Source organism: Streptomyces sp. NPDC015532, assembly GCF_043078065.1.
Lineage (GTDB): Bacteria > Actinomycetota > Actinomycetes > Streptomycetales > Streptomycetaceae > Streptomyces.
This window is the reverse complement of record NZ_JBIBSY010000001.1, coordinates 1163224-1182352: the sequence shown is the minus strand read 5'-3', so window position 1 is coordinate 1182352 and position 19129 is coordinate 1163224. Positions and strand designations below refer to the sequence as shown.

18 protein-coding genes and 1 pseudogene are annotated in these 19129 nt (G+C 73.8%); 8 read left to right on the top strand and 11 right to left on the bottom strand.

Translation table 11 applies throughout. From position 1 onward, the window contains the following. Positions 1-202: 202 nt before the first annotated feature. Genes ACF07B_RS05020 through ACF07B_RS04990 form a run of 7 tightly spaced genes read left to right on the top strand, consistent with a single transcriptional unit; the run spans position 203 to position 8268 of the window. Positions 203-1321 carry an ADP-ribosylglycohydrolase family protein gene (locus ACF07B_RS05020; protein WP_392177752.1) on the top strand — a complete coding sequence of 373 codons (1119 nt, stop codon included), beginning with the start codon at positions 203-205 and terminating at the stop codon, positions 1319-1321. Continuing rightward, positions 1318-2799, top strand: a complete 1482-nt coding sequence (locus tag ACF07B_RS05015) for an ADP-ribosylglycohydrolase family protein (RefSeq protein WP_392177751.1) — start codon at positions 1318-1320, stop codon at positions 2797-2799. Before ACF07B_RS05020 ends, ACF07B_RS05015 begins: the two co-directional genes overlap by 4 nt. Before the next feature lie 7 nt (positions 2800-2806). Continuing rightward, positions 2807-3976: an ADP-ribosylglycohydrolase family protein gene (locus ACF07B_RS05010; protein WP_392177750.1), complete on the top strand. Its 1170-nt coding sequence runs from the start codon at positions 2807-2809 to the stop codon at positions 3974-3976. Then, positions 3964-5328: an ADP-ribosylglycohydrolase family protein gene (locus tag ACF07B_RS05005; RefSeq protein ID WP_384240802.1), complete on the top strand. Its 1365-nt coding sequence runs from the start codon at positions 3964-3966 to the stop codon at positions 5326-5328. Before ACF07B_RS05010 ends, ACF07B_RS05005 begins: the two co-directional genes overlap by 13 nt. Next, positions 5325-6218, top strand: coding sequence for a ribokinase (rbsK, locus tag ACF07B_RS05000; RefSeq protein ID WP_392177749.1), 894 nt, complete (start codon positions 5325-5327; stop codon positions 6216-6218). The genes ACF07B_RS05005 and rbsK overlap by 4 nt, the downstream gene beginning before the upstream one ends. A gap of 11 nt (positions 6219-6229) precedes the next feature. Next, complete coding sequence (locus tag ACF07B_RS04995; protein ID WP_392177748.1) at positions 6230-7432, top strand: CaiB/BaiF CoA transferase family protein; 1203 nt, start codon at positions 6230-6232, stop codon at positions 7430-7432. Next, positions 7429-8268: a CoA ester lyase gene (locus ACF07B_RS04990; RefSeq protein WP_369485770.1), complete on the top strand. Its 840-nt coding sequence runs from the start codon at positions 7429-7431 to the stop codon at positions 8266-8268. Before ACF07B_RS04995 ends, ACF07B_RS04990 begins: the two co-directional genes overlap by 4 nt. Positions 8269-8342: 74 nt before the next feature. On the opposite strand, the gene lgt is transcribed toward ACF07B_RS04990, so the two are convergent. From lgt to hisI, 11 genes and pseudogenes are all read right to left on the bottom strand, one after another. Continuing rightward, entirely contained in the window at positions 8343-9500 is a 1158-nt protein-coding gene (lgt, locus tag ACF07B_RS04985; protein WP_392177747.1) for a prolipoprotein diacylglyceryl transferase, read from the bottom strand. A 119-nt stretch (positions 9501-9619) separates the two neighbouring features. Continuing rightward, on the bottom strand, positions 9620-10396 hold the full coding sequence (locus ACF07B_RS04980; protein ID WP_392177746.1) for a DsbA family protein: 777 nt from the start codon (positions 10394-10396) through the stop codon (positions 9620-9622). A 188-nt stretch (positions 10397-10584) separates the two neighbouring features. Continuing rightward, a complete protein-coding gene (gene trpA, locus ACF07B_RS04975; RefSeq protein WP_369485767.1) occupies positions 10585-11400 on the bottom strand; it encodes a tryptophan synthase subunit alpha in 816 nt (271 codons plus the stop codon). Next, positions 11397-12689, bottom strand: a complete 1293-nt coding sequence (gene trpB, locus ACF07B_RS04970) for a tryptophan synthase subunit beta (protein WP_384239546.1) — start codon at positions 12687-12689, stop codon at positions 11397-11399. Before trpB ends, trpA begins: the two co-directional genes overlap by 4 nt. Positions 12690-13040: 351 nt before the next feature. Further along, a pseudogene (gene trpM / locus ACF07B_RS04965) lies at positions 13041-13196 on the bottom strand (tryptophan biosynthesis modulator TrpM); the annotation flags it as partial. A gap of 310 nt (positions 13197-13506) precedes the next feature. Beyond that, entirely contained in the window at positions 13507-14316 is an 810-nt protein-coding gene (gene trpC, locus ACF07B_RS04960; protein ID WP_356465822.1) for an indole-3-glycerol phosphate synthase TrpC, read from the bottom strand. Between the two features lie 164 nt (positions 14317-14480). Then, a complete protein-coding gene (locus ACF07B_RS04955; RefSeq protein ID WP_392177745.1) occupies positions 14481-14930 on the bottom strand; it encodes a DUF2752 domain-containing protein in 450 nt (149 codons plus the stop codon). A 93-nt stretch (positions 14931-15023) separates the two neighbouring features. After that, on the bottom strand, positions 15024-15269 hold the full coding sequence (locus tag ACF07B_RS04950; protein ID WP_362404119.1) for an HGxxPAAW family protein: 246 nt from the start codon (positions 15267-15269) through the stop codon (positions 15024-15026). A gap of 159 nt (positions 15270-15428) precedes the next feature. Further along, complete coding sequence (locus tag ACF07B_RS04945; RefSeq protein ID WP_369485764.1) at positions 15429-16082, bottom strand: TIGR02234 family membrane protein; 654 nt, start codon at positions 16080-16082, stop codon at positions 15429-15431. 301 nt (positions 16083-16383) lie between these two features. Next, a complete protein-coding gene (locus ACF07B_RS04940; RefSeq protein ID WP_362404124.1) occupies positions 16384-17871 on the bottom strand; it encodes an anthranilate synthase component I in 1488 nt (495 codons plus the stop codon). Between the two features lie 11 nt (positions 17872-17882). Then, on the bottom strand, positions 17883-18296 hold the full coding sequence (hisI, locus tag ACF07B_RS04935) for a phosphoribosyl-AMP cyclohydrolase (protein WP_362404127.1): 414 nt from the start codon (positions 18294-18296) through the stop codon (positions 17883-17885). Between the two features lie 143 nt (positions 18297-18439). Here hisI and ACF07B_RS04930 point away from each other — a divergent pair, with 143 nt between their 5' ends. Continuing rightward, entirely contained in the window at positions 18440-19075 is a 636-nt protein-coding gene (locus ACF07B_RS04930) for a TIGR03085 family metal-binding protein (protein WP_384239541.1), read from the top strand. The last annotated feature ends 54 nt before the right edge of the window (positions 19076-19129 follow it).

The window sequence follows — 19129 nt, the reverse complement described above, 5'->3', positions numbered from 1 at the left end:
TTCCCCGCCGCCAGCAAGGAAAGGCTGGGCTAACCTGCGCTTTTACCTCTCGACGCTCATCCGTGGCATGTCATGCACATATGTCGACCGGGTGACAGTGGAGCCCGTGACGCTCCTGTCAACCGCCAACGTGGCACAGATCCGCAAAGGGTTCCGCGCGCCGCATTCCGCGCGCCGGCAGGACCCTGAGAGAGAGGCACGTATGGCTTCCACCGCCTGCATTCCCTCGGCCCCGGCGCCCGGGAGCGCCGCCGGTCTCCGCGACCGGGCACGCGGCGCGCTGCTCGGACTCGCCGTCGGGGACGCGCTGGGCGCGCCCGCCGAGAACATGAAGCCGTCGGAGATCCGCGCCCGATGGGGCCGGATCACCGGGTACGTCGCCGAGCATCCGGCCGGGACCGACGACACCGAGTACGCGATCTTCTCGGGGCTGCTGCTGGCCCGGCACGGCTCGGCACTGACCGTGGCGCACGTCGAATCGGCCTGGCACCAGTGGATCGCGGACCGCGACGAGGGGCCGTTCCGCGGCGCCGGGTTCAGTGAGCGCGGCACGCTGGAGAACCTGCGCAGGGGGCTCGCGGCGCCCATCTCCGCCCAGCACCGGCACGCCTGGAGCGACGGTCTGGCCATGCGGGCGGCGCCCTTCGGCGTCTTCGCGGCCGGCCGGCCCGCCGAGGCGGCCCGGCTCGTGGCGATCGACGGCTCGGTGAGCCACGAGGGCGAGGGCATCTACGGCGGGCAGGCGGTCGCGGCCGGGGTCGCCGCCGCGATGGCGGGGGCCTCCACCGCCACGGTCGTCGCCTCCGCCCTGGCCGTCGTCCCGGACGACTCCTGGACGGCCCGGTCGCTGCGGCGCGCGGTCGCGGTGGCGCACCGGGGCGAACGCGCGGTGCGCTCCGCCGTGGTGATCGGCGGCTACCCGTGGACCGACCTGGCCCCCGAGGCCGTGGCCCTCGCCTTCGGCGCCTACGCGGCGGCGGACGGGGCGTTCACGGAGTCGGTCCTCACCGCGGTGAACATGGGGCGCGACGCCGACACGACGGCCGCGGTGGCCGGGGCGCTGGCGGGCGCCTCCCGGGGCGTGTCCTCGATCCCGGCCGAGTGGGCGGCCGCCATCGGACCGGCCCGCGGGAGCTGCCTCCCCTCCATGGAGGGCCACCACATCCTGGACGTGGCGGAGTTGCTGACCCCGGAGCACGAGGAGAAGTGGGGCGCCGTCGGCCGCGTACCGCCCACCCCGGAAACCGGGTACGCGGTCCAGGCGGCGGACGCGGACAGACGCCCGTCCGCCGGCCGTGACGACGACGAGGCGGGGTCATGAGCCCCGGCCCGTTCGGAGACGAGTCCGCACCGGCACCGGGCGAGAGCGCGGCACCGGCGACACCCCCGCACGACACCCCGCCCACCGCGGAAGCGCGGCCCGCGCCACCCGGCGCGCGGGCGGAGCCCGTGGTGCTCGCCGCCGGGGCGAAGGCCGCCGCTGTCGCCGGTGGTGTCCTCGCCGGTGCCGTCCGGGCCGGGGCGCTGCTCGGAGGGAGCGACACGGCGGAGCGCCGGGCCGCGGAGCCGGACGCCTCCGTGCCGGGCGCCTCCGCCTCAGCCGCCCCAGCGGTCCGGGAGGCCGGGAACTCACCGGCCGGGGTGCCCGGGGAACCGGGGCTGCGGCGGATCGAAGGGCTGCTGCTCGGACTGGCCTCCGGGGATGCCGCGGGCTGGCCCGCCGCCCGCCACCGGGCCGCGCGGATGCCCGAATGGACCCGGCGGCTGACCCGCGAGCTGGACACCTTCGCGGAGCAGAACGCGACGACGACCCTGCCCGTGCCGATCGCGCTGAACCAGCCCCCCGAGCCGCTGCGGCTCGGTCCCTCGGACGACGCCGAGTGGGCGGCGTTCGCGGCGGAGGCCGTCCTGCGGGCCGGGGAGACCACCGCGCTCGGCGACCTGAGCCTCGGGCGCAGGATGCGCGCGTCCATCGACCTGTCCTGGAACGCCGTCGCCAGTGAGGTGGCCGCCGCCGCGGACCGCGCCCCCGAGGTCGAGTCCGCCCTGCTCCCGCTGCGCGCCCGGATCTCGGTGCGCGCCGGACTCGGCAACCTCGCCACCGGTCTGCGCCCGCCCGCCACCGGCCACGACAACCCGCACTACTTCGACGACGCGGCCTGCGTACGGGCCTGCGTCCTGGCCGTGGCGCACCCGGGAGACCCCCGACTCGCCGCGGAACTCGCCGAGTTCGACGCCCGCTACACCCAGGACGGCGACGGGGTGCACGGCGCCCGCGCCATGGCCGCCGCCGTGGCGCTCGCCCTCGCCGGGCACGACGTCGGCGCCTGTGTGGAGGCGGCCCTGGCCGAACTGCCCGCCGCCACGGAGATCGGCCGCAACACCCGGCACGCCCTGAAGCTGGCCCACGACAGCGAGAGCACCTTCGCCCTGGTCCCGCTGCTGGAGCACCAGATCGTCGACCACGTCTACAGCTACGGGATCGCGGCCGCCGAGACCGTACCCGTCGCCCTGGCCCTGGCGCTGGCCGCGCGCGGCCGGATCGCCGAGGCCGTACCGGCCGCCGCCTGTCTGTCCCGGGTCGCCGACTCGGCCCCCGCCCTGGCCGGTGCGCTCACCGGGGCGCTCGGCGGCGCCGCCGCGATCCCCGCCTCCTGGCGGGACGCCTGCCGCACCCTGTCCGGCTGCGCGCTGCCCCGCCTGACGGGGACGGATCTCATCGGGCTCGCCGAACTCCTGGAGGCGACGGGACTCGCCGACCCGCGCGATTCCCCGGAACTGGCGGCCCCAGAGGGATGATTCGGGCATGACGCCCAAAGGAGAAGGAACGGGAACCCTCGACGAACGGATCACCGGAGCCCTCGTCGGAGCCGCCGTCGGCGACGCCCTCGGCGGCCCCGTCGAGGGGTACTCCCCCGAGCAGATCGCCGAACGCCACGGCGGCCGCGTGCACGGCGTCGTCGGCCCCTGGAACGGGGACGCCTGGCCCACCGCCCGCCCCATCGCCCCGTACCACAAGGGCGACGGGCACGTCACCGACGACACCCTGATGACCCATGCGCTGGTACGGGTGTACGCGGAGGTCCGCGACCACCTCGACGCCTACGCGGTCGCCGAGCACCTCGTCCCCGACCTGATGACGACCCCCCGCTGGATCCCGGAACTGGAGGCCGAGGCGCTCCCGCTCCAGCGGATCTTCCTCGCCGAGAAGTGGCTGGTCGCCCGCCTGCACTACGGCCATGTGGACCCCCGGGAGGCCGGCTCCGGCAACATCGTGAACTGCGGTGCGGCGATGTACATGGCCCCGGTCGGACTCGTCAACGCGGCGAACCCGGCGGGCGCGTACGCCGAGGCCCTCGACATCGCGGGCGCCCACCAGTCCTCGTACGGCCGCGAGGCCGCGGGCGTCTTCGCGGCGGCCGTGGCGGCGGCCTGCTCCCCCGGCGCGACCCCCGCCTCGGTCGTCGCCGCCTGCCTGTCGCTGGCCAAGGACGGCACCCGCGCCGCCGTCGAGGCGGTCTGCGAAGTCGCCGCGCGGCACACGGACTTCGAGTCGGCCCTCGTCCCGCTGCGCCGGGCGGTGGCCCCCTTCGACACGGTCGGCCCCGACTACCGCTCCCCCTCGCTCGGTGCCCGGCGGCCCTCCCGGCTCCACTCCATCGAGGAACTCCCCGTCGCGCTCGGCATGTTGCTGGTGTCGGGCGGCGACTTCCGGCACGCGGTCCTCGGCTCGGTCAACTACGGCCGCGACTGCGACTCCATCGCCACCATGGCCGGAGCCCTCGCCGGCGCGCTCGGCGGCGAGGTCCCGCACGACTGGGCCAAGACCGTGGCCGAGTCCAGCCGCCTCGACCTGGACGCCCCGGCGCGTACGCTCGCCGAGGTGACCCGGGAGATCTTCGACCGTGACGTCCACCGCCGCCGGGCCCACGAGGCGGCGTACGCCGCGCTGGCGGGCACACCGTGCTCCGGCTGACCTGGGTCCAGCCCGAGGACCTCCTCGGGCACGAACTCCACCAGGCCGTGCAGGACGGCCGGGACCCGTCCCGCGTCGCCGCCCGCTGGTACGCGGCGGGCGGGCGGCCCGCCCCGCTGCGCGCGGGCGCGTCGGCGGCCCCGGCCTCGCCGTCCCTGCGCCGGCTGGCGGCCCGGCTCCTCGACGAACTCGACGCCCTGCCGGGCGGTCCGGCGGACGACGAACCGACGGATCTGGTGCTGATCAAGGACCGGTGCCCCGACTGGCCGCCCCCTCGGTACGCGCCCGTGCCCGCTCCCGGCCGGGCCCGCCTGGAAGCGGCCTGGATCGGCCGGGCCGTGGGCTGCCTGCTCGGCAAACCCGTGGAGAAGCTCCCCCTCGAAGCGATCAGGGCCCTCGCGCGAGCCTGCGGCAACTGGCCCCTGCACACCTGGTTCACCGCCCGGGGCGTCCCCGGGGACCTGCTGGAGGCCCACCCCTGGAACCGGCGCTCCGCCGCCACCTCCCTGGCCGAGAACATCGACGGCATGCCGGAGGACGACGACCTCAACTACCCGCTGCTGAACCTCCTGTTGCTCCAGCGGTACGGCCGGGACTTCACCACCGCGGACGTGGCCCGCCTCTGGCTCGACGAACTCCCCGCCGGCCGCGTCTTCACCGCGGAACGCGTCGCCTACCGCAACCTCCTCGACGGGGTCGAGCCCCCGGACACCGCCCGCCGGCACAACCCGTTCCGCGAGTGGATCGGCGCCCTGATCCGCGCGGACGTGCACGGCTGGACCAACCCGGGCGACCCGGCGGGGGCCGCCGAACAGGCGTACCGCGACGCGGCCCTGACCCACACGGCCAACGGCGTCTACGCGGCGATGTTCACGGCCGCCGCCATCGCCGAGGCGGCCGGCGCGACCCGTGACGTCCACGCCTGTCTGCGCACCGGACTGAGGGTCGTCCCGCCCGGCTCCCGGCTGGCCCGAGCGGTCCGCCACGCCGTCGGACTGGCCCGTACGACACCGGACTTCGACGCGGTCGTCGACGAACTGCACTCCGTCCACCGCGACTGCCACTGGGTCCACGCCGTCCCCAACACCGCGCTGATCGCCGCCGCCCTCACCCACGCGGACGGCGACTTCGGCGGCTCCGTCTGCCGGGCGGTGTCCGGCGGCCTGGACACCGACTCCAACGGCGCGACCGCCGGAAGCATCGCCGGCCTGCTCACCGGCGACCCCGCCGCCCTGCCCGACCGCTTCACGGGCCCCCTCAAGAACCGGCTCGCCACCTCCGTCGCCGACTTCGACGGCATCGGCTTCGACGCCCTCGCCCACCTCACACAACGGGAGACCGTTCGCCCATGACCCATATCGCCGTGCTCGGCAGCACGAACATGGACCTCGTCGCGTATGTCGCCAAAGCCCCGCAGCGCGGAGAGACCGTGACGGGACGGGAGTTCCGTACGATCCCCGGCGGCAAGGGCGCGAACCAGGCGGTGGCCGCCGCGCACGCGGGCGCCGACGTCTCCCTGGTCGGCGCGGTGGGCGCCGACTCCTTCGGCAGCCAACTCCGCTCCACGCTGGAGCACTTCGGCGTGAACACCGACCATCTGCGCACCACCGAGGGCCCCTCGGGCACGGCTCACATCGTGGTGGACGACGAGGGCGGGAACGCCATCGTCGTCATCCCCGGCGCCAACGGCACCGTCACCTCCCTGGCCCCCGGCGACGAGGGCCTCATCGCCAGCGCCGACGTGCTCCTCCTCCAGCTCGAAATCCCGCTGGAAGCCGTGCTCGCCGGCGCGGAGGCGGCACGCAGACACGGAGTCCGTACGATCCTGACCCCGGCCCCCGCGCAGTTCCTGTCGCCCCAACTCCTTTCCACCATCGACCTGTTGGTGCCCAACCAGCACGAGGCCGCCGCGCTCACCGGCTTCACCGACCCACGCGGAGCCGCCGCGGCCCTGCTCGAACAGGTCCCCGAGGTCGTCGTCACACTGGGCGCGGAGGGCAGCCTGTACGCGGCCCGGGGCGCCGCACCCATCACGGTGCCCGCCCCCAAGGTGACCGCCGTCGACACCACCGCGGCCGGCGACACCTTCGTCGGCACCCTGGCGGTGGCGCTCGCCGAGGGCCGGGAGATGTCGGAGGCCATGGTGTGGGCGTCGGCGGCCGCCTCGGTGTCCGTGCAGCGGCACGGGGCGACGTCCTCGATGCCCTACCGCTCCGAGATCGACACCCAGGCCGGCGCGTGAACGGGCCCAGCGTGAACGGGCCCAGCGAGGGCGGCTCCCTCGACGGCCTGCGCGTCCTCGACCTCGCGACCCTGTTCGCCGGGCCGCTCGCCGCCACCCTGCTCGGCGACTTCGGCGCGGAGGTCGTCAAGGTCGAACACCCCTCCCAGCCCGACCCGTCCCGGGGACACGGCCCGTCGAAGGACGGCATCGGCCTGTGGTGGAAGCTCCTCGGCCGCAACAAGCGCACCATCACCCTCGACCTGTCCAAACGCGGCGGCCGCGCGACGCTGCTCCGGCTCGCCGCCGAAACCGACGTGATCATCGAGAACTTCCGTCCCGGCACCCTGGAGAAGTGGGATCTCGGCTGGGCGGAGCTGTCCGCGGCCAACCCGCGGCTGATCCTCGCCCGGGTCACCGCCTTCGGCCAGTTCGGCCCGTACGCGCACCGCCCCGGCTTCGGCACGCTCGCGGAGGCGATGAGCGGCTTCGCCGCGATCACCGGCGAGCCGGACGCGCCGCCGACCCTCCCGCCGTTCGGCCTGGCCGACTCGATCGCCGGCCTCGCGACCGCGTACGCCGTGCTGACCGCGCTCAGGGCCCGCGACCGCACCGGCGAGGGCCAGGTGATCGACATGGCGATCATCGAGCCGATCCTGACCGTCCTCGGCCCGCAGCCGATCTGGTACGACCAGCTCGGCCATGTGCAGCCCCGCACCGGCAACCGCTCGGCGAACAACGCGCCCCGCAACACCTACCGCACGGCGGACGGCTCCTGGGTCGCGGTCTCGACCTCGGCGCAGTCGATCGCCGAGCGGGTGATGCGGCTGGTCGGCCGCCCCGACGTGATCGACGAACCGTGGTTCGCGACCGGTGCGGACCGGGCACGCCACGCCGACGTCCTGGACGGCGCGGTGGGCGCGTGGATCGCCGAACGCACCCGGGACGAGGTCCTCGCCGCCTTCGAGAAGGCCGAGGCGGCGATCGCGCCCGTCCAGGACGTCCGGGACGTCATGAGCGACCCCCAGTACCTGGCCCTGGACACGGTCACCAGCGTCGACGACCCCGAACTGGGTCCGCTGCGCATGCAGAACGTCCTCTTCCGGCTCTCCGCCACACCCGGTGCGATCCACTGGGCGGGCCGCCCGCACGGCGCGGACACCGACGCCGTCCTCGGTGAACTCGGCCTGACGGCGACCGAGATCCGGGAACTGAGGGCGGAGGGGGCGCTGTGACCACGGATCTCCTGCCGCTGACCTGGCTGTACGCGCCGGGGGACCGTCCCGAGGTGGTGGCCAAGGCTCTGGTCTCCGGCGCGGACGTCGTCCTCGTCGACCTGGAGGACGCGGTCGCGCCGCACCGCAAGGAGTACGCCCGGTCCGCCACCGCCGACCTGCTCGCCGACGCGCCGCCCGTCCCGGTGCACGTCCGGGTCAACGCCCTCGACGGTCCCTTCTGCGACGCCGACCTGAAGACGCTCTCGCCGCTGCGCGGCCTGTCCGGCCTGCGGCTGCCGAAGGTGACCTCGCGCTCCGACGTCGTACGGGTGGCGGAGAGCGCGACCCCGGCGGAGGGCGGCACGATCCCGCTCTACGCCCTGCTGGAGACGGCCCTGGGCATCGAACAGGCCTACTCGATCGCCTCGTCCCATCGCGCCCTGCGCGGTGTCTCGCTCGGCGAGAGCGATCTGCGGGCCGATCTCGGCGTCCGGGACGACACGGGCCTCGACTGGTCCCGGGCCCGTCTGGTCGTGGCCGCGCGGGCGGCGGGGCTGCCGCCGCCCGCCCAGTCGGTGTTCCCCGACATCCGCGATGTGGAGGGCCTGGCCTCGTCCTGCGCGCGCGGCCGTGCCCTCGGCTTCCTGGGGCGCGCGGCGATCCACCCCCGCCAGCTCCCCATCATCGAGCGGGCCTACCTCCCCACCCCGGCCGAGGTCGATTCCGCCGAGGCCGTCATCCGGGCGGCCGTGACCGATCCGGGCGCGCAGGCCCTGCCGGACGGCCGTTTCATCGACGCGGCGGTGGTCACGGGCGCCCGCCGCGTCCTCGCCCTCGCCCAGCGCCTGGCCTGAGCCCACGGCCCGGGCGACACGAAGGGGGCGCCGCGTCCCGGACGCGGCGCCCCCTTGGCGTGTACAGGGAGAAATCAGCCCTTCTTGGCCGATCCGGCCTCGTCCCGCGCCACGGACCCGGAACCGTCCTCGGGGTCCTCCTCGGACTCCGGCGCGGAAGCGGGTCCGGCGGAGTCCGCGGTCGTGGCGGAGTCGGCGGTCGCCGTGGACTCGCTGACGCTCTCCTTGCCGAGATCGACCGAGCCGTCGCCCGTCCCGCCCTCGGCCTTGTCCTCGTCCTTGCCCTTGGCCTCGGCCTTGTCCTTACCCTCGGCGTCGCCCTTGCCGGCGGTCCCGGCGTCGGACGTGCCCTCGGACTTGTCCACCGCGCCCTCGGTGGCAACCGACTCGTCGCCCTCGGCGGGCGCGTCCTCGTCGGCGCGGGGCTCCACGATCTCCTCCCGGCCCGGACGCAGCCGGGACGAGATCACGATGTAGACCACCGCGAGGACGAAGACCACCATCGCGGTCCAGTCGTTGAGACGCAGGCCCAGGATGTGGTGGGCGTCGTCGACGCGCATGTACTCGATCCAGCCGCGGCCGACGCAGTAGGCGGCGACGTACAGGGCGAAGGCGCGCCCGTGGCCGAGCTTGAAGCGGCGGTCGGCCCAGATCACCAGGAATCCGACGCCGACGCACCACAGGGACTCGTACAGGAAGGTCGGGTGGTAGTTGCCGGGAACGCGTCCGTCCGTGGAGGACGTGATGTGCAGCGCCCACGGAACGTCCGTGGCCCTGCCGTACAGCTCCTGGTTGAACCAGTTGCCCCAGCGCCCGCACGCCTGGGCGAAGGCGATACCGGGGGCCACGGCGTCGGCCCAGGCGGGCAGCGGGATACCGCGACGGCGGCACCCGATCCAGGCGCCCAGCGCACCGAGGGCGATGGCGCCCCAGATGCCGAGCCCGCCCTGCCAGATCTTGAAGGCGTCCACCCAGTCACGGCCCTCGCTGAAATACAGCTCGTAGTCCGTGATCACGTGGTAGAGCCGGCCGCCGACGAGGCCGAAGGGCACGGCCCAGACCGCGATGTCGGCCACCGTGCCGGCCCGCCCTCCACGGGCGATCCAGCGCTTGTTCCCGAGCCAGACGGCAAGGAAGACGCCGATGATGATGCAGAACGCGTAGCCGCGCAGCGGAATGGGGCCGAGGTGCAGCACACCGTGCGACGGGCTGGGAATGTAGGCAAGTTCCATGGCAAGGTCGACGCTACCGTGCCGGACGCCGCCCACGGCGGGCGGCCCCGCAACGGGTCCATAACGTGCGGTGCCCCCGGCCCGTGGAAGGCGGGGACACCACAGCGCCCGGAAGCGGCTCAGCCCTTGTTGGCCGCCTGCACCATCTGCTTGAGCTTGGCGGGGGTCATCGACTGGTCCGCGTAGATGTTCTTGCCGCCCAGGAGCACGGTCGGGGTGCCCGAGAAGCCGCCGGCCTGGAACGCGGCGTTCGACTTCTGGACCCAGCTGTCGTGGGTGCCGTCGTTGACACAACCGCGGAAGGCCGGGGTGTCCAGGCCGTCGACCTTGCCGGCGAGCTCGATGAGTTTGGCGTTGTCGGCGAAGGCGTCGTCCGTCTCCTTGGGCTGGTTCTCGTACAGCACGTCGTGGTACTCGCGGAACTTCCCGGCGTCCTGGGCGCACGCCGCGGCGTTCGCGGCCTTGCGGGAGCCGCTGCCGCCCATGTTCCCGTCGATCAGGGTGACGAGGTGGTACTCCACCTTCAGCTGCCCGGAGTCGGTCAGCTCCTTGATCGTCGGGCGGTAGGCCGTCTCGAAGGCCTGGCAGGCCGGGCAGCGGAAGTCCTCCCACACCGTGAGGGTCGACTTGGCGCCGTCCTTGCCGACGGGGATCGCGAGACTGTCCTTGCCGGTGGCGCCCGAGGGCGACACGACCGGACCCGACGTGTCGCTCTTCTTGTCCTTGCCCGAGTTGGCGGCCACCACGCCGATCACGGCGGCCAGGCCGAGGACGCAGATCACCGACGCCCCCACGATCAGCGCCCGCCGGCGCTTGTCCGCGGCTTTCTGCTTCTCTCGCTCGACCGCCAGCCGCTCGCGGGCGGTGCGCTTTCCGTCACGGTTCTTCTCGCTCACATCCGGCAGAACGAACCGGGGAGGCGCAGCGCGCCTCCCCGGTCCAAGGTCCACTCGTTCGGGTGAGCGGATTGCCCGTTGCGCCCGGATCGCCCCGTCGCGCGCACCAGGTCGTGTCCGTGTCGATCCACCCGGTTGCGTCGGAGCGGATCCGCCCGGTCGTGTCCGCGCGGATCCGCTCCCCCGCGTCACGCCGTCGTGCGCACGCCCTTCGCGAGGTCGGCCGCGAGTGCCCGTACGGCTTCGAGGCCGGCCGCCTCGTCCGGCGCGTCCAGCATCCGCTTCACGAACGCCGAGCCGACGATCACACCGTCGGCGAAGCCGGCCACCTCGGCGGCCTGCCCGGCGTTGGAGACGCCGAGGCCGACGCAGACGGGCAGCTCGGTGGTGGCCTTCGTACGGGCCACCAGGTCCTGGGCCTGGTTGCCGACCGACTCCCGGGTTCCGGTGACCCCCATCAGCGAGGCCGCGTACACGAAGCCGCTGCCCGCCGCGGTGATCTCGGCGAGCCGGGCGTCCTTGCTGCTGGGCGCGACGACGAAGACGGTCGCGAGGCCGTGCTTCTCGGCGTGCTCCCTCCACAGCGCCGACTCCTGGACGGGCAGGTCGGGCAGGATGCAGCCCGCGCCGCCCGCCTCGGCGAGCTCGGCCGTGAAGCGCTCGACGCCGTAGCGGTCGATGGGGTTCCAGTACGTCATCACGAGGACGGGCTTGCCGGTGGCCGCGAAGGCCTCCCGGACGGTCCGCATCACGTCCGCGATCCTGACGCCGCCGCGCAGGGCGATGTCGTCGGCGGTCTGGATGACGGGGCCGTCGAGGACGGGGTCGCTGTGCGGCAGCCCGACCTCGACGACGTCGGCGCCGCCGTCGAAGACGGCCTTGATGGCCGCGATGCCGCCGTCGACGGTCGGGAAGCCGGCCGGCAGGTACGCGATGAGGGCGGACCGCCCCTCCGCTTTCGCCCCGGCGAGGGTGTCGCTCAACAGCCGGATGTTGCCGCTCACTTGGCGTCCCCCTCGATCTCGGCGTTCTCGGTGTCGGCGTCCGCGGCGACGACCGCGTCGACGCCGTTGTCGTAGAGGCCGAAGTAGCGGGCCGCCGTGTCCATGTCCTTGTCGCCGCGGCCGGACAGGTTGATGACGATGAGTCCGTCCTTGCCCAGCTCCTTGCCGACCTCCAGGGCTCCGGCGAGCGCGTGGGCGCTCTCGATGGCCGGGATGATGCCCTCGGTGCGGGAGAGCAGCCGCAGGGCCTGCATCGCCGCGTCGTCGGTGACCGCGCGGTACTCGCCCCGGCCGCTGTCCTTGAGGTAGGAGTGCTCGGGGCCGATGCCCGGGTAGTCGAGTCCGGCCGAGATCGAGTAGGGCTCGGTGATCTGGCCCTCCTCGTCCTGGAGGACGTACGACCGTGATCCGTGCAGGATGCCGGGCTCGCCCGCGGTCAGGGTCGCCGCGTGCTCGCCGGTCTCCACGCCGTGTCCGGCGGGCTCGCAGCCGATCAGGCGTACGCCGCTGTCGGGGATGAAGGCGTGGAAGAGGCCGATGGCGTTGGAGCCGCCGCCGACACAGGCGACGGCGGCGTCGGGCAGCCGTCCGGCGCGCTCCAGGATCTGCCGGCGGGCCTCCACGCCGATGACGCGGTGGAAGTCGCGGACCATGGCCGGGAAGGGGTGCGGGCCGGCGACGGTCCCGAAGAGGTAGTGGGTGTGGTCGACGTTGGCGACCCAGTCGCGGAACGCCTCGTTGATGGCGTCCTTCAGGGTGCGGGAGCCGGACTTCACCGCGATGACCTCGGCGCCGAGCATGCGCATCCGGGCCACGTTCAGCGCCTGGCGCTGGGTGTCGATCTCGCCCATGTAGATGGTGCATTCGAGGCCGAAGAGCGCGCAGGCGGTGGCCGTGGCGACGCCGTGCTGGCCGGCACCGGTCTCGGCGATGACCCGGGTCTTGCCCATCCGCCGGGTGAGCAGGGCCTGGCCGAGCACGTTGTTGATCTTGTGCGAGCCGGTGTGGTTGAGGTCCTCGCGCTTGAGGAAGATCCGCGCGCCGCCGGCGTGTTCGGCGAAGCGCGGCACCTCGGTGAGGGAGCTCGGGCGTCCGGTGTAGTGGACGAGCAGGTCGTCGAGCTCGCGGGCGAACTCGGGGTCGGCCTTCGCCTTGTCGTACTCGACGGCGACCTCGTCCACGGCGGCGACGAGCGCCTCCGGGATGAACTTGCCGCCGTACGCGCCGAAGTAGCCCTCGGCGCTGGGGACTTGACCGTCGGGGTCGGGAATGAAGAACTCGCTGGGCATGCGGACACCTCACAGGGGCGACAGCCCCGGTTACGGGATCGGACAGGGTCACGGAAGCCGGACATACCCGCGCTCCACGGTCACCGGCCCGTTCGCCGGTGACTCCGCCCGCCCCGCCGCGGGTCCGACCGCGCACCCGACGGACGTACCGTCGCGAGGACCGGGGTGTGCCGGATTCCGGCTCGGTCCCCTGTGCGGGGTGGATGCGGCCCGGCCCACCTAGGGCGGGGACCCGGCCCCGTCCACGTGTGCGGTGGATACGGCCCGGTCCACGTGTGCGGTGGACTCGGCCCGGCGCACCCGTGAGGTGGACCGGACCGGGGAGGGCGTGAGCGCGCGTACGCGCTCGGGCCATCGCATGCCGTTGACCTGACCCGGCTCGTCGCCGATGACGTAACGGACCCGGCGCCCGTGCACGCGGCGTGCCGGCGCCCGGCAGCCGCGCGGCCGGCAGCCGCGGGCGAGACGGGCGTAGGGGTCACGGGCCGCGGAAGGAACCGGGAGCACCGCGGCGGACGGCGCACAGGGACGCTCGGCGTACGGGCTCCCGGGAAGGGTGAGGTGCGTGCCGGGCGGGCACGCGTGCCCGCCGTCCGCCCTCGCCACGGGCGATCCACCACGCGACGGCGGGACCGGACCTCCCGGACCCGGTACGGCCGGCGCCGTTGGACCCGAAGCCGGCACGGCCGGACCCGGCGCAGCCCGAACCTGTTCGGCCGGACGGGGTACGGCCGACCCCGCGCGCGCCGCTACACCGTCGGGGCACGGGCCCGGACGGGGTACGGCGGGGGCGAGGATCGGGGCGGACACCGGCAGGTCAGTCCCGTCCGTGCCGCAGGGCCGGGTGGGCACCCGCGGCGACCAGGTCGGAGACGGCGGTCTTCGGGTCGCGGCCGGTGACGAGGGACTCGCCGACCAGGACGGCGTCGGCGCCCGCGTTGGCGTACGCGATGAGGTCGTGGGGGCCGCGGACACCGGACTCGGCGATCTTGACGAGGTGGTCCGGGATCTCGGGGGCGACCCGCTCGAAGGTCGTGCGGTCGACCTTCAGCGTCTTCAGGTTGCGCGCGTTGACACCGATGATCTTGGCGCCGGCGTCCACCGCGCGCTCGACCTCGTCCTCGTCGTGCACCTCGACCAGCGGCGTGAGCCCGATGGACTCGGCGCGCTCGATGAGGGACTCCAGGGCGGGCTGGTCGAGGGCCGCGACGATCAGCAGCGCCAGGTCGGCGCCGTAGGCGCGGGCCTCCCACAGCTGGTACGACGTGACGATGAAGTCCTTGCGCAGCACCGGGATGTCCACGCGGGCGCGGACGGCCTCCAGGTCCGCGAGCGAGCCGCCGAAGCGGCGCTGCTCGGTGAGGACGGAGATGACGGCCGCGCCGCCCGCCTCGTAGTCGGCGGCCAGGGCGGCGGGGTCGGCGATCGCGGCGAGCGCGCCCTTGGACGGGCTGGACCGCTTGACCTCGCAGATGACCTTGACACCGTCGCCGCGCAGGGCGGCCACGCCGTCCTTGGCCGCCGGAGCCTTCGCCGCGCGCTCCTTGAGCTCGTCGAGGCTGACGCGCGCCTGCCGCTCCGCGAGGTCGGCACGGACTCCGTCGATGATCTCGTCGAGCACACTCACGCGAGCGGCCCCCTTCCCTGCGGTGGACGGTTGAAGCGGTCGAGCGGACCCGGGTCCAACCGTCTCTGACGGAAAAGTCGGGTCACTGCGATGGTATCCGGAGGATGGCGTAGCCCTCGCATCCGGTTGACGCCGGTCCCATTACCTGGACATTTGTCATTTGATCAAGGGCGCAGCCAGCCACCGGACGGCAGGTTCCGGACCACGGTGAAGACCAGCGTCAACGCGCCCAGGCTCCACAGGTGGACCGGTCCGAGGTCGAGCCGCACCGGGCGTCCGCGCACCACACGGATCACCCAGACGGCCCACAGCACCGCGAAGGCCAGATAGCCGCCGACGGCGAGCGCGTTGTCGGTGAGCGCCGTGGCGAGGTCCCCGTGCACGAAGGCGTGCGCGCTGCGCAGACCGCCGCAGCCGGGGCAGTACACGCCCGTGAGACGCAGCAGCGGGCAGACGGGGTAGTGGCCGGGCTGATTGGGGTCGACGGCCCCGACGTACGCGAAGGCCCCGGCGACGGCCGCGAGCAGCGCGCCGGGAACGGCCAGTCGCCGCGCCGCGCCCGCGTCGGGCCCGGTCCGCGTCACCCTGCGGGTTTCGGCGTTCACGCGACGCATTCTGCCTCCCGCGCGGGCCGGGCGCTCGCCCGGGTACGCGGAAGGCGGCCCCGGCAGGTGTGCCGGGACCGCCTTCCGTACAGCCTCAGTGGGTCAGGCGTCGGCGCCCACGGTCGAGCGCGCCGTGTTCGCGGCGTGCGGGGCGGCCTTCGGCTGACCGAGGCCCATGCTCCGCATGAGCATGCCCACGACACCGCCGAGGACGACGACGACCATGCCGGCCCAGAAGCCCAGCGGTTCGGCCTTGACCATGAAGGCACCCGCGACGCAGAAACCGATGAAGGCGATGATGACACCGGTCCAGGCGGCCGGGGTGTGACCGTGGCTGCTGCCCGCCATGACTTGCTCCTCGTTGCTGTATGCGTGTGTGAGTCGGACACTCACCGGCCATTGTCCCGTACGCGCGGGACCGCCGTGAGCGCGGGGGTCGCTCCTCGCGTGCCGGTCCGGCCGGGTCACGGCGAAGGGCCCGGGGCACCGGACCCCGGGGCGACGGGCCTACGTCCCGGCCGGGTCGGGGCCGGTGGGGTCCTCGCCGCGGTCGAGTGCCTTCCAGAGGTCCTCGGGGCGGTCCGGGTCGACCGGCTTGGCCTTGCGGGGCCGGGGCCTGCCGTCCCGCTCGTAGCGGCCGGACATGGCGGGCCAGGAGCGGCCGTGGCGCAGCGCGAGCAGCCCGGCCAGCAGGATGAGCGCGCCGGCCGCCGCGGTCACGTACGGCCAGACGGTGTGGCCGATCCCGGCCGCGACGGCGGCGGTGTTGCCGGAGGCGGCCGCGGCCTGCTCGTCGAGGGCGGAGCTGTCGCCCGCGCCGAGGACGGAGGCGACGACGATGCCGGCGCCGGCGAGCGCGAGCAGCGCGGAGACCAGGAGGCGGCCGGAGCGGCGGACGGCGAAGACGGCGACGAGCGCGGCGAGGCCGACTATCGCGAGCGCCGCGGGCACACCCGTGACGTCACTGCCCTTGGCGGTCAGCGGGAAGGCTCCGCCGGCCACGGTCGCGGTCCCCGTCGCCCAGCTCTGCCGGGTGGACAGCAGGGCCACGGCCGCGCCGAGCGCGCCGCTCAGGAGGGTCACGGCAAGGCTGCGGCGGCCGGACCGGACGGGTCCCGCGGCTTCGGATCGGGGGTGAGGTACAGCAGTCACAGACCCCACTATCGCCTGAACCCCGGGCGAACCGTCATCCGGGGTTACGTGAGCCTCGTCCTATTCGGGCGCGGTTCGCACGAGTCGTACGGCTCCGGACGGGCCGGGACCGTGCGCCGGGCGTTGCTCCAACTGCCCGCCGCCGGACCGCGCGAGCCGGTCCGGTGGCCCCGGCCGGCCCCGCCGCATGATCCAGACGACCAGCTCCAGGGCCCTGTCCGACGGGAATGGTCGGACAGGCCCCAGGCCGTGTCCGCAAAGTCGCGCCTGCCCGGCCTCCGGGCGAACGACGCGACTTTGCGGACACGACCTAGTGCCCGAGGCGGTTCGCCGTGTGGACGGCGCGCAGCACCGCCGCCGCCTTGTTGCGGCACTCGTCGTCCTCCGCCGCCGGGACCGAGTCGGCGACGATGCCGGCGCCGGCCTGGACGTAGGCCGTGCCGTCGCGCAGCAGGGCCGTACGGATGGCGATGGCGGTGTCGGAGTCGCCGGCGAAGTCGAGGTAGCCGACGCAGCCGCCGTACAACCCGCGCCGGGACGGCTCCAGTTCGTCGATGATCTGCATCGCACGCGGCTTGGGCGCGCCGGAGAGGGTTCCGGCGGGGAAGCAGGCGGTGAGCACGTCGAAGGCCGTACGGCCCGCGGCGACCCGGCCGGTCACGGTGGAGACGATGTGCATCACGTGGGAGTACCGCTCGATGGACATGAAGTCGACGACCTCTACGGAGCCGGGCTCGCAGACCCGTCCGAGGTCGTTGCGTCCCAGGTCGACGAGCATGAGGTGCTCGGCGCGCTCCTTGGGGTCGGCGAGCAGCTCGTCGGCGAGGGCCTGGTCGTCCTGGACGGTCGCGCCGCGCGGACGGGTGCCCGCGATGGGGTGCACCATGGCCTGTCCGCCCTCGACCTTGACCAGGGCTTCCGGGGAGGAGCCGACGACGTCGAAGCCGTCGAAGCGGAACAGGTACATGTACGGCGAGGGGTTGGTCGCGCGCAGGACGCGGTAGACGTCCAACGCGCTGGCCGTGCAGGGGGTTTCGAAGCGCTGGGAGGGAACGACCTGGAAGGCCTCGCCGGCCCGGATGCGCTCCTTGATGTCCTCGACGGCGTCCTGGAAGTCGGGGCCGCCCCAGAGCGCGGTGTACTCGGGGAGCTCGGAGGGCGGGAGCGCGGCGGGCGGCTGGGACACCGCGCGCGAGAGGTCGGCCTCCATGGCGTCGAGGCGGGCGACGGCGTCCGCGTACGCCTCGTCGACGCCGGTGTCCAGGTCGTTGTGGTTGATCGCGTTGGCGATCAGCTGGACCGAGCCGTCCCAGTGGTCCAGGACGGCCAGGTCGCTGGTGAGCAGCATGGTCAGCTCGGGCAGCTTCAGGTCGTCCCGCTCGCCGGGGCCGATCTTCTCCAGGCGGCGCACGATGTCGTAGCCCAGATAGCCGACCATGCCGCCGGTGAACGGGGGCAGTCCCTCGCCCTGCGGGGTGTGCAGCGTCTCGATGGTGGCGCGCAGGGCCGCGAGCGGGTCGCCGTCCACGGGGACGCCGACGGGCGGGGTGCCGAGCCAGTGCGCCTGTCCGTCCCGCTCGGTGAGGGTCGCGGCGGAGCGGACGCCCACGAAGGAGTAGCGCGACCAGGACAGGGAGGTGCGGCCGTTCTCCGCGGATTCGAGCAGGAACGTGCCGGGGCGCTCGGCGGCCAGCTTGCGGTAGAGCGCGACCGGCGTGTCGCCGTCCGCGAGCAGTTTGCGGCTGACGGGGATGACACGGCGGTCGGTGGCCAGCTTGCGGAACGTCTCGAGGTCCATGGCGGCTGACCTTACTGATTCCCGGCCGGTGCGCCGGAATCGGCGCCCGCCGCCCTGTCGCCGGTGTCCTTCAGCAGCACGTCGGCGTCGAAGCAGGTGCGGTCCCCGGTGTGGCAGGCGGCGCCCACCTGGTCGACGCGCACCAGCAGGGTGTCGGCGTCGCAGTCCAGGGCTACGGACCTGACGTGCTGGAAGTGGCCGGAGGTGTCGCCCTTGACCCAGTACTCCTGGCGGCTGCGGGACCAGTAGGTGCAGCGGCCCGTGGTGAGGGTGCGGTGCAGCGCCTCGTCGTCCATCCAGCCGAGCATCAGCACCTCACCGGTGTCGTACTGCTGGGCGATGGCGGGGACGAGGCCGTCGGCGCCGCGCTTGAGGCGGGCGGCGATCTCGGGGTCCAGGCTGCTGGCGGGAGGCGTGCTGGTCATGGGTGCCATTGTGCCGCGCCGGACGGTCCCGCCCGGCCGTTGTCCACAGGCCGGACCTCCGTGCCCGTCCACAGGCGGGACCCGGCCGGACGCGCCGCGCTCTCCACTGGGCGGGGCGACCGACCGGTCGTAGGCTGGCTGACATGTCGACCCATGCGAAGCGCGAACGGCTCCTTCTGGCCGATCTGTTGGAAGCAGTGGGACCGGAAGCCCCCACCCTGTGCGAGGGCTGGACCAGCCGGGATCTCGCCGCGCACGTGGTGGTGCGCGAGCGCCGCCCCGACGCCGCCGGCGGTCTCGTCGTCAAGCAGCTCGCGCCCCGTCTGGAGCGGGTGATGGCGGAGTTCGCCGAGAAGCCGTACGAGGAGTTGATCCGGCTCATCCGTACGGGGCCGCCCCGGTTCTCCCCGTTCACCCTCAAGCAGGTGGACGAGGCGTCGAACGTGGTGGAGTTCTACGTCCACACCGAGGACGTGCGCCGCGCGCGGCCCGACTGGACACCGCGCGAGCTGGACGCGGTGTTCCAGGAGGCCCTGTGGTCGCGCCTGGACCGAACGGCCCGGCTGATGGGCCGCGGCGCTCCGACGGGTGTGGTCCTGCGCCGCCCGAACGGTCAGACGACGGTGCTGAACAAGGGAACACCGGTGGTGACGGTGACCGGCGAGCCCTCGGAGCTGCTGATGTTCGCGTTCGGCCGGCAGGGCGTGGCGGACGTCGAACTGGACGGCGACAAGGACGCGATCGCCAAGCTCCACGAGGCGAGGCAGCTCGGGATCTAGGGCTCGGAGATCTCGCGACGGTCCGGGGATCCAGAGGTCCGGTACTTGTCCGCC

Excerpts from the sequence above, each read along its gene's own strand:
- trpB (WP_384239546.1), bottom strand. The coding sequence starts at position 12,689 with ATGCCCAGCGAGTTCTTCATTCCCGACCCCGACGGTCAAGTCCCCAGC.
- ACF07B_RS05015 (WP_392177751.1), top strand. The coding sequence starts at position 1,318 with ATGAGCCCCGGCCCGTTCGGAGACGAGTCCGCACCGGCACCGGGCGAG.
- ACF07B_RS04940 (WP_362404124.1), bottom strand. The coding sequence starts at position 17,871 with ATGGACCTCGAGACGTTCCGCAAGCTGGCCACCGACCGCCGTGTCATC.
- hisI (WP_362404127.1), bottom strand. The coding sequence starts at position 18,296 with ATGACCAGCACGCCTCCCGCCAGCAGCCTGGACCCCGAGATCGCCGCC.
- ACF07B_RS05020 (WP_392177752.1), top strand. The coding sequence starts at position 203 with ATGGCTTCCACCGCCTGCATTCCCTCGGCCCCGGCGCCCGGGAGCGCC.
- ACF07B_RS04950 (WP_362404119.1), bottom strand. The coding sequence starts at position 15,269 with ATGGCGGGCAGCAGCCACGGTCACACCCCGGCCGCCTGGACCGGTGTC.
- ACF07B_RS04955 (WP_392177745.1), bottom strand. The coding sequence starts at position 14,930 with ATGCGTCGCGTGAACGCCGAAACCCGCAGGGTGACGCGGACCGGGCCC.
- ACF07B_RS05010 (WP_392177750.1), top strand. The coding sequence starts at position 2,807 with ATGACGCCCAAAGGAGAAGGAACGGGAACCCTCGACGAACGGATCACC.
- ACF07B_RS04930 (WP_384239541.1), top strand. The coding sequence starts at position 18,440 with ATGTCGACCCATGCGAAGCGCGAACGGCTCCTTCTGGCCGATCTGTTG.
- rbsK (WP_392177749.1), top strand. The coding sequence starts at position 5,325 with ATGACCCATATCGCCGTGCTCGGCAGCACGAACATGGACCTCGTCGCG.
- lgt (WP_392177747.1), bottom strand. The coding sequence starts at position 9,500 with ATGGAACTTGCCTACATTCCCAGCCCGTCGCACGGTGTGCTGCACCTC.